This is a genomic window from Microcoleus sp. B4-C1, from assembly GCF_036705285.1.
Classification (GTDB): Bacteria; Cyanobacteriota; Cyanobacteriia; order Cyanobacteriales; family Microcoleaceae; genus Microcoleus.
This window is the reverse complement of the sequence record NZ_JAUBUC010000142.1, coordinates 1-10,573: the sequence shown is the minus strand read 5'-3', so window position 1 is coordinate 10,573 and position 10,573 is coordinate 1. Positions and strand designations below refer to the sequence as shown.

The window sequence follows — 10,573 nt, the reverse complement described above, 5'->3', positions numbered from 1 at the left end:
CCGTCCTTTTTGGACGGGCGGGACGCCCATCCCACAATAACAATTAAAATTGTAAGTTATTTAATTCGCGATCCTTAAAAGTGATATCACGTCCGACAGATTCATCTGTCATTGTTCGCTGTACGAAGCAATGACATACAAGAATGATGAAAACCGGACGTGATATCAAAACCCAAAACAGCCGTTCCCTTAAGGTTGCGGGGTTGATTCCTCGGCTTCGGGTACCTCTTGCAAAATCACCGGACGCTGCTGCGGGTCAGCTTGGTTGCTTTGCTCTTGCATCACAGTTTTAGCAAGACTAGGGTCAAAGTAGCGGTTAAAGTCCGATCGCGAGCGATCGACTCGCCCTTGGGTAAGATTGACTTCAGCTTGGATTTCGTGCAATTTTTCTTGCACCGCCCGGTAGTGAGGCCAAAGCTGAAGCAAAGCAGAAGTGGCACAGACTGAAAGTACCATGTTGACTGCCAACTTGACCCCTGTTTCGGCCGCGAGGGTTTGGTGAGGGTAGGAACGCTGGCGGCTGCTGCGACGAGGAGTAACCCGAGGGGAGTTTTTTACAGGACGCAGTGGGGTAACGGGGGGTTGAATCGCTTGCATAATTTTTTTTCAAATACCTGAGACTGACGTTTTAGAGTTCAACAGAGCAATTTCTGAGCTTAACGCACACTCGCCGCTGTTAGTCAGGGTGCTGACAGCCAAAATTGTTGAGACAAAGGTGACGCCTGAAGACGGAATTTTCCCATAAAAATGCCTGCCTTTGCAGTCTCGTCTTGCTGAACACAAACAATCTACTGCACTGGGGCAGCAATTGTCTGTATCTGTAATGCGAGAGATTTAACTGTTCAGGCAGGCGTTTTGCGGTTCGCAATTGGTGTCTGGGAACTATTTGTACAGTTCAGTTGACAGCCGGAAAGCCAAGATTCCGGGAATCAAAGCAATTACGAGCGCTACGTAGACTTGGGTATCTGTTAAAGACATATTCGCAAAACTCCTTTTCGCGGGGACGAGCTTTCACCAATTTGAGACAAATTGGCGCTTTTGGGAATCATTTGTTACAACTTGCAACACAAATGCTGCCTCCGGGGAGGAGTGGCGCAGTGGCGCAGTGACGCAGTGGTGCAGTTTTTGAGTGTCGGAGGGGGAGAATTTTGGTGTTGGATAATTGCGGGATGATTTTGATTGTTTTGTGGGATGGGCCCATGAGCCCGAAGGCGTGTATTTTCGCAGCAGGCGGAACGCCTAACCCACAAGAAGCCTCCTCAAGTTGTGCAACGCCAGAATTTTTCCTTGTTTCCTGGGACTGCTTCCTTCGGAGGTTGTTGGGACGATCGCCTCCCACAGAATTACCGCGTTAGGTTAAGATTTAAGTGAAGGTGAAACTAATGTTAGACAGAGCGGGTAATTTGCGCTGCGCTCGACCCTTGCCAATCTTAGGTGCACAAAATAGTTAATGATAGATCAATTTCTCGACGCTACACCCAATTTTGGAGTTGACGGCTTTTTCTTATTGTTGGTTTTGGTGGCTTTGGAGGCTGTACTTTCGGCTGACAACGCGATCGCCCTGGCGTCTATTTCTAAAGGTTTGGAAGATGCCAAGGATCAGCAAAAAGCTCTCAACTTGGGTTTGATAATTGCTTTTGTTCTGCGGATCGCCCTAATTTTAACTGCTACTTGGGTGATCCAATACTGGCAGTTTGAACTGCTTGGTGCTCTCTACCTGCTGTGGCTTGTTTTCCAACATTTTACTTCAGAGACAGACTCCGAAGGAGAACATCATGGGCCCAGATTTGCGTCTGTGTGGCAAGCAATTCCCATGATTGCTTTTACGGATTTAGCGTTTTCCTTGGATAGCGTTACTACTGCGATCGCTGTTTCTGACAACACTTTTATCGTCGTAACAGGCGCTACTATTGGAATTATTGCCCTGCGATTCATGGCCGGGTTGTTCATCCGCTGGCTGGATGAGTTCGTTCACCTAGAAAGTGCTGGTTACATCACAGTTGGGTTCGTGGGAATGCGATTGTTGGTGAAAGTAATTAATCCAGATTTAGTTCCTCCGCAATGGCTGCTAGTTTCCAGTATCGTCTTGATGTTTGTCTGGGGATTTTCTAAGCGTACTCCTGAGTCAGTCGAGATTGCAAAATCTCTAGAAATGGCTCTCAATCAGCCGGATTCAGAAGTTGCTGTGCCCGAATCGCAAGGACAAAAGTCCGAAATTTAAGATACTTTCATTTGAATAAAATTAGCTTAAATCTGTCAAACCAACCAGATTGAAGGCTGCTCAAAACGTGCAAAAGCCTTTCATCCCGGTGACTTTAGTCCGGGGATGAAAGGCTTTTATTTTTTAATATTGTTCCCTTCAGTAGCCGATCGAACTTATGGGAGTAAAATTGGGCCTATGGGAAGGCATTTATCAAAATCAGACTCAGCAATGGTTAGAGTGGTGGGATAGCTAGGGGAATTCGTTGCTGACGGGGTTGGTGGCATATTGGCGATCGATCGGGATCTGATTTAATCCTTGGTGGTAGCTGTATTTGTTGAAGAGAGGGAAAGAGGGCGAGCGATGGGAAGGAGTTGCGGGCGATCGCATTTCACCTGTCGGGAAAAAATGTAACCTTCCTGTTGAGTGGCTGCAAATAACCTTTTCTACATAGGAGAACGGTTTTAGATTCTTTTTGGGAGATGTCTATTAGCAATTAGCCATTAGCTATGGCTTAGGCTTACCGACAAAGAAAGCTAAGGGAGAATTCTCACCACAAGATAACCGAACTTTAGAACCAATGGGAAAAACATTTCCTGTGGTTGTGAGTGCATATAACTTTTCGCCCGACGGAGTTTTTAAACAATAACGATTTTCTCTACCTAAAAATTGGCGATCGCAAACCACAACAGCCGAATCTTCATCTAAGTATAAACTTAAGTCTTCCTGCCGGATCATCAATTCTCCTTCAGTAGAAACATCACAAGGAACTTTTACCAATGAATCTCCTTTAACAGCAAAACAACCTACTTCTGTTTCCCAAAAATCCTGCTTTAGCGATGCAGAAACAAAATTAGCTTGCGTCACAAACTCAGCCACAAATCGAGATGCTGGTTCTTGATAAACTTCCTCTGGAGTGCCAAACTGTTCTAATTTACCTTGACGCATCACCGCTACCCAATCTGAAATCGAAAGTGCTTCTTCGCGATCGTGCGTGACAAATACACCAGAGGTTCCCGTTGCTTTGAGAATCTCGCGGACTTCCTGACGCAATCTTAACCGTACTTGTACATCTAAATTACTCAACGGTTCATCTAGTAAAATAATCGCAGGTCTAGGGGCTAAAGCACGGGCCAGGGCCACTCGCTGTTGCTGACCCCCGGATAATTCATGGGGATAACGGTTTTCCAATCCTTCTAATCCCACCAGCGCTAATGCTTCGGTGACACCTTTCTGAATATTATGCTTTGACTCTTTTCCTTGATGCGTCAAGCCAAAAGCTACATTTTTCGCGACTGTCAAATGGGGGAAGAGTGCATAGTCTTGAAACACCATACCAATGTCTCGCTGTTCCGGCGCGACTGACATATTAACACTGGCTACAGTTTTTCCTGCTAGAGCGATCGTCCCTGCTTGTAGCTGTTCAAAACCCGCAATTAACCGCAGCAACGTTGTTTTCCCACAACCCGATGGCCCCAACAACCCCAGTATATCTCCTTGATGTAAGGTCAGGGTGACAGATGCCACCGCCGGTGATGCTGCTTGGGCATACTGTTTTGTTACACCATCCAAATGCAGAATTATCGGTCGAGCCATTATTGCTATAAATAATCAACAACTTACTATTCTACAATATACCAGTTTAGTGAGATTAATTATCATAAAGGCTTGACAAATGTTTACAACTACTGATAAACTAGCAAACTAGACTTTTTACTAGCGATGAAAAATTCCCAAAAATCACTACAGCAAACAGGAATCAGGACAATCCAATGGCGATCGACCTTACGCGGTTTATCCGCTAGTGGGTGGACACTTGCGGTTATCGCTTTAGCATTGCCGATCGCCATACCAGTCATCAGTGTCTTATCCAGTATCTTTTTTGAAGCTAAAGATACATGGCAACATTTAACCGATACAGTTTTAACCCGTTATATCATCAACTCTTTATTGTTAATGATCGGTGTAGGCTTTGGTGTTGTCGTGATTGGCGTAGGATGTGCATGGCTAGTAACAATGTGTCGCTTTCGGGCCAGTCGCGTATTTGAATGGGCATTACTGTTACCCTTAGCGGCCCCAGCTTATGTCCTAGCTTATATTTATACAGACTTTTTAGAATTTTCCGGCCCAGTTCAAACTGCTGTGCGTTATATTTTTGGCTGGAGTTATGGAGACTATTGGTTTCCTAACGTGCGATCGCTCCCTGGAGCAATCTTAATGCTAATCTTAGTTTTATATCCCTACGTCTACCTATTAACAAGAGTTGCCTTTTTGGAGCAATCCACTTGTACCCTAGAAGCTAGTAGAATACTGGGCTGTAGCCCTTGGCGGAGTTTTATTACAGTTGCCTTACCAATGGCAAGACCCGCAATTGTAGCAGGTTTAGCACTGGCTTTGATGGAAACTCTCAACGATTATGGCACTGTTCAGTATTTTGGAGTTGATACATTCACCACAGGTATTTATCGGACTTGGTTTGGCATGGGAGAACGAATTGCAGCCAATCAATTAGCTGCGATGCTATTATTATTTGTTCTCGGTCTAATTTTACTAGAACGCTGGTCTCGCAGCCGGACTAAATATTATCAAGCTAGCAGCCGGTATCGCCAACTGCAAACTTATCAGCTTAAAGGAATTAGGGAGTTCTTAGCGGTAATTGCTTGTTTGATGCCGCTGTTTTTAGGTTTTTTATTGCCAGCAGGTATTTTAGTCAAGTTGACCTTAGCTAATTGGCAACTCACTTTAGATGAACGCTTTTGGATCTTTGCCCGTCATAGTTTAATTTTGGCCACCCTGACAGCAATTTTAGCAGTAGTTATTGCCTTGATTATGGCTTATGGCTTACGGTTATATCCTAATTTAGGAGTGCAGTTTGGAACGAGAGTTGCGGCAATGGGCTATGCTGTACCTGGTTCTGTCATTGCAGTGGGGATTATGGTTCCCATTGGAAAATTTGACAATCTATTGGATAGTTGGATGCGCCAGCAATTCGGGATTTCTACAGGTTTGTTGTTAAGCGGTACGATCGCAGCTTTGGTATTTGCCTATATAGTTCGCTTCCTAGCTGTTTCTTTAAATGCGGTGGAGTCAAGTTTGGGCAAAATCAAGCCTAATTTAGATGATGCGGCGAGAAGTTTGGGTTATAGCCCGATGCAAACTTTAGTTACAGTTCATACACCAATGATGACGGGAGGTCTACTAACTGCCATGATGTTAGTATTCGTTGATGTCATGAAAGAGTTACCTGCTACTATAATTATTAGACCGTTTAACTTTGATACCTTGGCTGTGCGAACTTATCAGCTTGCCTCAGATGAGCGATTGGCTGAAGCTTCTGGCCCAGCATTGGCAATTGTTTTAGTGGGGATGTTACCGGTTATTTTGTTAAGTTGGAAAATTGCGCGATCGCGCAAGTCTTCAACAGTATAACCGCCAAATCTCTTCCCTGCTTGCACAGGTGATTGATTCTTTTAAAGCTATAGTCCGACAGGGGTTGAAACCCCTGTCTCATAGCGAAAGTCCGACAGGGGTTGAAACCCCTGTCTCATAGCTAAAGTCGTCTGAAGACGACTAGACAGCTAGGATTTCAGTCGGTTTCAACCGACTTTAGCTATAAGAGGGGGAATTTATTCCCTGGCGGGTTTCAGGAGAATGTATCAACCCTTCATCCCTCTTCCTTTTTCTTTCATAAATCAAGATGATTAATAAAAATTCAGCAATGTTTATCCGCACTACTGGCACAATTTCCTTGTTACTACTTACTATTTTTGTCACCTTTGGATGCCAAAAACAGGTGGCGGGTCCCCTCGAAACATTACAAAAAACTAAGCAATGTCCAGGATGTGACCTGACTGATACTAAGTTAAGTGACATTGATTTAACAAGCGCTAATCTCAATGGTGCTAAGTTGGAAGGTGCTATGCTAGAAAATGTCAAACTTAATGAAGCCTTACTCGATAGCGTCAATCTCAAAGGTGCAAATTTAAAAGGTGCTTCTCTGGAAAAAGCAGGTTTATTTTCGGCCGATCTCACAAATGCTGATTTGAGTAATGCAAATCTCAAGGGGGCTTTTTTGCGAGGTGCAAAACTGAATAATGCCAATCTTAGTAATGCCGATTTAAGTGAAACTGACTTAAATAGTGCTGATTTGACTGGGGCTAACCTCAAAGGGGCAAACCTGAAAGGCGCTATCATGCCGGATGGTAAAATTAAAAATTAAAGTTGATGGGATTCGGCGGTTTCAACCGCCGAATCACAAAGAGTAGCTTCTTGTTCAAAAAGCCTCTATTTCCATCCGGCCCGATCAGCAACCTTTAAAGCTTCGGGGTTATTTTTCCCAAACACATCAGGGTTGAGAGGGTCAGATTTGAATGTACCAAAACTTGCCACTACAGGATCGATCGCCACACCTGAAATCACAGGGTATTCGTTATTACTCCTAGCAAAAAGCTGTTGCGCTTCGCGGCTGGCTAGGTGTTCCAAGAATTTGATCGCGCCTGCTTTGTTACGGGAGGTTTTGACTACACCCCCACCACTAATGTTGACGTGGGTACCGCGATCGCGTTGGTTGGGGAAAAATACACCTACTTTCGCCGCGATCGCCTTTTCTGCTGGATCTTTCGATTTCATTAAGCGAGCTACATAATAGGTATTAACAATGGCAAGATCGCCTACCCCATCAGCAACAGCCTTGATTTGTGCCGTATCATTTCCCTCTGGAGGACGCGCAAAATTAGCCACCAATCCTCGCGCCCAAGCTTCTGTTTTTTGAGCTCCATGAGCTGCTAACATAGCCCCAACCAGAGACTGATTATAGATATTAGTGGACGATCGCACTAAAACTTTGCCTTTCCACCGAGGTTCTGTCAGCGCCTCATAGGTTGACAATTGGGCAGGGTTCACCTTGCTTTTGTTGTAAACAATCACCCGTGCCCGGCGCGATAGACCAAACCAGAAACCTTGAGGATCTCGCAAACTTGCTGGAATTGCCGATGTCAGGACTGTTGAAGAAACAGGTTGCAGAATACCTGCTTGTTTTGCCCGCCACAAACGCCCACCATCCACCGTGATGAAAACATCAGCGGGGCTATTTGCACCTTCACTTCTGATCCGTTCAATTAGTTGATCGGCATCCGCTTCAACGAGGTTAACCTTGATCCCAGTTTTTTTGGTGAAGCTTTGGTACAACTCATTATCAGTATCGTAGTGACGTGCTGAATAAAGGTTGAGAGTGCCGGTTTGGGCTGCGACAGGGGCTTTTTTGGTTAGTTCCCCCACGGCCACGACAGCCATTGCTGTACCACTGGCAAGAAAAATACGCCGAGAAATGCTCATTGTTCTATAATGATAGATTTTTTCATCTGGTAATTGACACGATGGTCTATCTACAGCCATCTATAGTCATTGCTTTACTATATTAATGCAAGTAATTCTTATTTGATGATCGAGAGCGTAACTATTTTATGGCTGACGCACTGCTGGTCAATCGATTTTAGATTTTAGATTTTAGATTTTAGAGGCGACCCCACGGATAAATGCTCTTTCTTGAGGATTTTCGATTTGAGATTGGGGATTGATTCCACGGATAAATCACGTGGCGGGTACCACCTTTGAAATTCGTGGTCAGAAATCCGGTCTCGACTTTGCTCAACCGGCAGTTTTTTTTACGCAAAGACTTTGTTATAAGGAATGAGAATTAAATAACTTCCACTCTTGAAAGTGGGATGGGCGTCCCGCCCGTCCACTCATGACGGGCTCTTAGGCCCATCCCACAATAACAATTAAAATTGTAAGTTATTTAATTCGCGATCCTTAGCTGTCGGGCATCTTGCGTTGTATTTTTCGCGCGGGCGGGACGCTAGGGCCCCTACTCCCCACAACAATTTCATCTGAGATGTTGCACCATTCTCAATAAGCCTTTTATGAACAGGCTGGACGGCCTGTGAAGCGAGAAAACTCATTCTTTGTGGAACGGGCCCCAGAGTCCGTTCTTGACAATGGTGCAGCATCTGAGATCCTACGGCTTATTTGTGTCTAATTAGCTCGTAAATTTCCACATAGTCTTTAGCTGGATATTTCCACGAATTGTCACAATTCATGCCTTGAAGCATGAGTTTTTCAAATTCATCATGATAGTCATACCACAATCCGATCGCCCGATCGAGCGCCGACTCTAAAGCCGAGTAGTCGGTTTGGTAAAACACGTAACCGTTGCGTTCTGCCGGCAGGTGGCGGGTGTCGTAATCTCGATCGAACACAGTATTCACCAAACCGCCAACTCCCCGCACCACAGGAACAGTGCCGTACCTCAACCCAATCATCTGAGTCAGCCCGCAGGGTTCGTAATTACTGGGAACCACAATCATATCCCCACCCGCGTAAATTAAGTGCGACAGTTCCTCATTAAAACCTAGTTCTAAATGGCAGTCTGGATTATCATTTAAAAACTGTCTTTCGTGCTGGAAATGAGCGTTAATTCCCGCTTCCGTCGCGGAACCCAGAAGCACGAATTGTGCCCCCTTACTCAGAGAGTAATAAATTGCATGGTGGACGAGATGGACACCTTTTTGGTCGTCCAAACGACCGATAAAGGTAATAATAGGCTTGTCAGCATCGCGCAGTAACAGCCGATCGCGCAAAGCTTTTTTAGTTTTGGCTTTTCCTGCCAAATCCTCCTGATTGTAGTGGTGCGGAATATAGCGATCGGTCTCAGGATTCCACACATCGTAATCAATGCCGTTGAGCACCCCGCGAAACTTCTCTTGATATAAATGCAAGGTGTGCCCCAAACCGTAGCCACACTCGCCCATATGAGCTTCCCAAGCATGGTGGGGCGAAACCGTGGTGACAAAGTTCGAGTAAACAATGCCGCCTTTCATAAAGTTGATAGCAAAAGGGTTAAAGTTATCTCGGAGGCGATCGTAATCAAAATAATAATCCGGTCTGTGCAAACCCGTTGCTTCCAAAATATCGCCACCTCCCATGCCTTGATGTTTGAAATTGTGAATGGTATAGCAGACTCTCTGATATTCCATCCAATTGTATTTGTAAATTTCAAACAGCAGGACTGGCACCAAACCAGTTTGCCAATCATGACAGTGAATCACATCGGGACGCTTGTTGCTTCTGAGCAAAAATTCCAAAGCGGCTTTGCTGAAAAATGCAAACCGCATATTGTCGTCATTGCACCCGTAATAACAGCCGCGATTAAAAAAGTTATCTTGAGAGCGAGGTTCGATGAAAAAACACAACTGCCCGTGCACCCACCCGCACAAGACATCACAGAGGATTTCGCCGCCGTACCAGGGCACAGCCAAATCCCGGTAGGCCTCGTGAAGTCCCCAAATGTGGTCGTACCTCATGCAGTCGTACTTCGGTAGAATAATCTCGACGCAGTGGCCGGAATTCTGCAACTCCCGACTCAAACCGTAAACTACGTCACCCAAACCCCCTGCTTTGATGACGGGGGCGCACTCCGAGGCAATTTGTACAATGTACATTTTTTTTTCTCGCTCCTGGATGAATCAAAAAGATATTTTCTTAACATGACAAAGTATATGGTTTCTCGCCAAATAAGCAAGTAGGCCATTGGGAATACAGGGAAAATAGGCGCTGGTAGTGGATGTTGAGACGGATTGGGGCGATAACTGGCAATAGCCCAACGGGGAAGGATATCATCGAGGCGAAGCTGCAAGCTCTCCTTCAAAGGAAAAATCATCGGTTGAGCAAGTCGAAATTGTGGCAACTCGATCGCAAATTCCGCAAAACATAACTCATCTTCTCGCATTTGTCAACTCAATCTTTTGAGTCAAATCGCCATTTGTCTCGTCTAGTTCCGAATATCGAGCGAATAACTCACTCAAAGCTTCTTCTCCAGCAATCTCTCCATTACTGACAAACTTCTCTACCTCCACCGAACCATCACTCAAAAATTCAATTTCCCACCGTTCCCCAGGTACAGCTACAATTACCATCATAGCTTCATCGCGATGATGCGCTAAACTGTAATCGATCGCCTGTTTGTCCAACTTTTGCAAAAATAATATTAGTTGGTCAAATCCATTATTTTTCATCTATCAAATCTCCGATCGCTCAACAATTTGCGAACCATCCTAAAGCCGGGATATTTTCTTCAGCACCTCTTTCTATTTGCTCCCATATCATTTCGCTAAATTCTTCCCAACTTGGCGAAGTTGCCGGAAGCTGTGCTTGTTTTATACTACCTTTTTTACCTTTGAGAATCTCAGACACTTTCATGCCTGCAAATTTGTGTGCGATGTTTCTTCCTCCTTATCTTAGGATCGCGAATTAAATAACTTACAATTTTAATTGTTATTGTGGGATGGGCGTCCCGCCCGTCCGAAAAGGACGGGC

Annotated in this window: 11 protein-coding genes; 4 read left to right on the top strand and 7 right to left on the bottom strand. The window is 44.9% G+C overall.

From position 1 onward, the window contains the following. Positions 1-189: 189 nt before the first annotated feature. Together QUB26_RS30270 and psaM are read right to left on the bottom strand one after the other, a co-directional pair. Positions 190-597, bottom strand: coding sequence for a slr1601 family putative cell division protein (locus QUB26_RS30270; RefSeq protein WP_333321015.1), 408 nt, complete (start codon positions 595-597; stop codon positions 190-192). Positions 598-882: 285 nt separating this feature from the next. Further along, on the bottom strand, positions 883-978 hold the full coding sequence (gene psaM, locus QUB26_RS30265) for a photosystem I reaction center subunit XII (RefSeq protein ID WP_015174804.1): 96 nt from the start codon (positions 976-978) through the stop codon (positions 883-885). 472 nt (positions 979-1,450) lie between these two features. Here psaM and QUB26_RS30260 point away from each other — a divergent pair, with 472 nt between their 5' ends. Then, positions 1,451-2,221, top strand: coding sequence for a TerC family protein (locus QUB26_RS30260; RefSeq protein ID WP_333321013.1), 771 nt, complete (start codon positions 1,451-1,453; stop codon positions 2,219-2,221). 486 nt (positions 2,222-2,707) lie between these two features. On the opposite strand, the gene QUB26_RS30250 is transcribed toward QUB26_RS30260, so the two are convergent. After that, the gene (locus tag QUB26_RS30250) at positions 2,708-3,796 is read right to left on the bottom strand and encodes an ABC transporter ATP-binding protein (protein WP_333321011.1); all 1,089 of its coding nucleotides are present in this window, start codon (positions 3,794-3,796) and stop codon (positions 2,708-2,710) included. A gap of 126 nt (positions 3,797-3,922) precedes the next feature. On the opposite strand from QUB26_RS30250, the gene QUB26_RS30245 reads away from it, so the two are divergent. Together QUB26_RS30245 and QUB26_RS30240 are read left to right on the top strand one after the other, a co-directional pair. Next, the gene (locus QUB26_RS30245) at positions 3,923-5,629 is read left to right on the top strand and encodes an iron ABC transporter permease (RefSeq protein WP_333321009.1); all 1,707 of its coding nucleotides are present in this window, start codon (positions 3,923-3,925) and stop codon (positions 5,627-5,629) included. Positions 5,630-5,897: 268 nt separating this feature from the next. Next, complete coding sequence (locus tag QUB26_RS30240; protein WP_333244049.1) at positions 5,898-6,419, top strand: pentapeptide repeat-containing protein; 522 nt, start codon at positions 5,898-5,900, stop codon at positions 6,417-6,419. A gap of 65 nt (positions 6,420-6,484) precedes the next feature. Here QUB26_RS30240 and QUB26_RS30235 read toward each other — a convergent pair whose 3' ends face one another. Together QUB26_RS30235 and glgA are read right to left on the bottom strand one after the other, a co-directional pair. Further along, positions 6,485-7,534, bottom strand: coding sequence for a Fe(3+) ABC transporter substrate-binding protein (locus QUB26_RS30235; RefSeq protein ID WP_333051751.1), 1,050 nt, complete (start codon positions 7,532-7,534; stop codon positions 6,485-6,487). A gap of 689 nt (positions 7,535-8,223) precedes the next feature. Continuing rightward, the gene (gene glgA / locus QUB26_RS30230) at positions 8,224-9,699 is read right to left on the bottom strand and encodes a glycogen synthase GlgA (protein WP_333244052.1); all 1,476 of its coding nucleotides are present in this window, start codon (positions 9,697-9,699) and stop codon (positions 8,224-8,226) included. Positions 9,700-9,821: 122 nt separating this feature from the next. Here glgA and QUB26_RS30225 point away from each other — a divergent pair, with 122 nt between their 5' ends. Then, positions 9,822-9,971 (top strand): hypothetical protein, encoded by a 150-nt coding sequence (locus QUB26_RS30225; protein WP_333321007.1) that lies wholly within the window; start codon positions 9,822-9,824, stop codon positions 9,969-9,971. A 1-nt stretch (position 9,972) separates the two neighbouring features. Here the strand turns inward: QUB26_RS30225 and QUB26_RS30220 are convergent, their stop codons facing one another. After that, complete coding sequence (locus tag QUB26_RS30220; RefSeq protein WP_333251146.1) at positions 9,973-10,272, bottom strand: hypothetical protein; 300 nt, start codon at positions 10,270-10,272, stop codon at positions 9,973-9,975. Positions 10,273-10,291: 19 nt separating this feature from the next. After that, the gene (locus tag QUB26_RS30215) at positions 10,292-10,456 is read right to left on the bottom strand and encodes a hypothetical protein (RefSeq protein WP_333251143.1); all 165 of its coding nucleotides are present in this window, start codon (positions 10,454-10,456) and stop codon (positions 10,292-10,294) included. Positions 10,457-10,573: the final 117 nt, after the last annotated feature.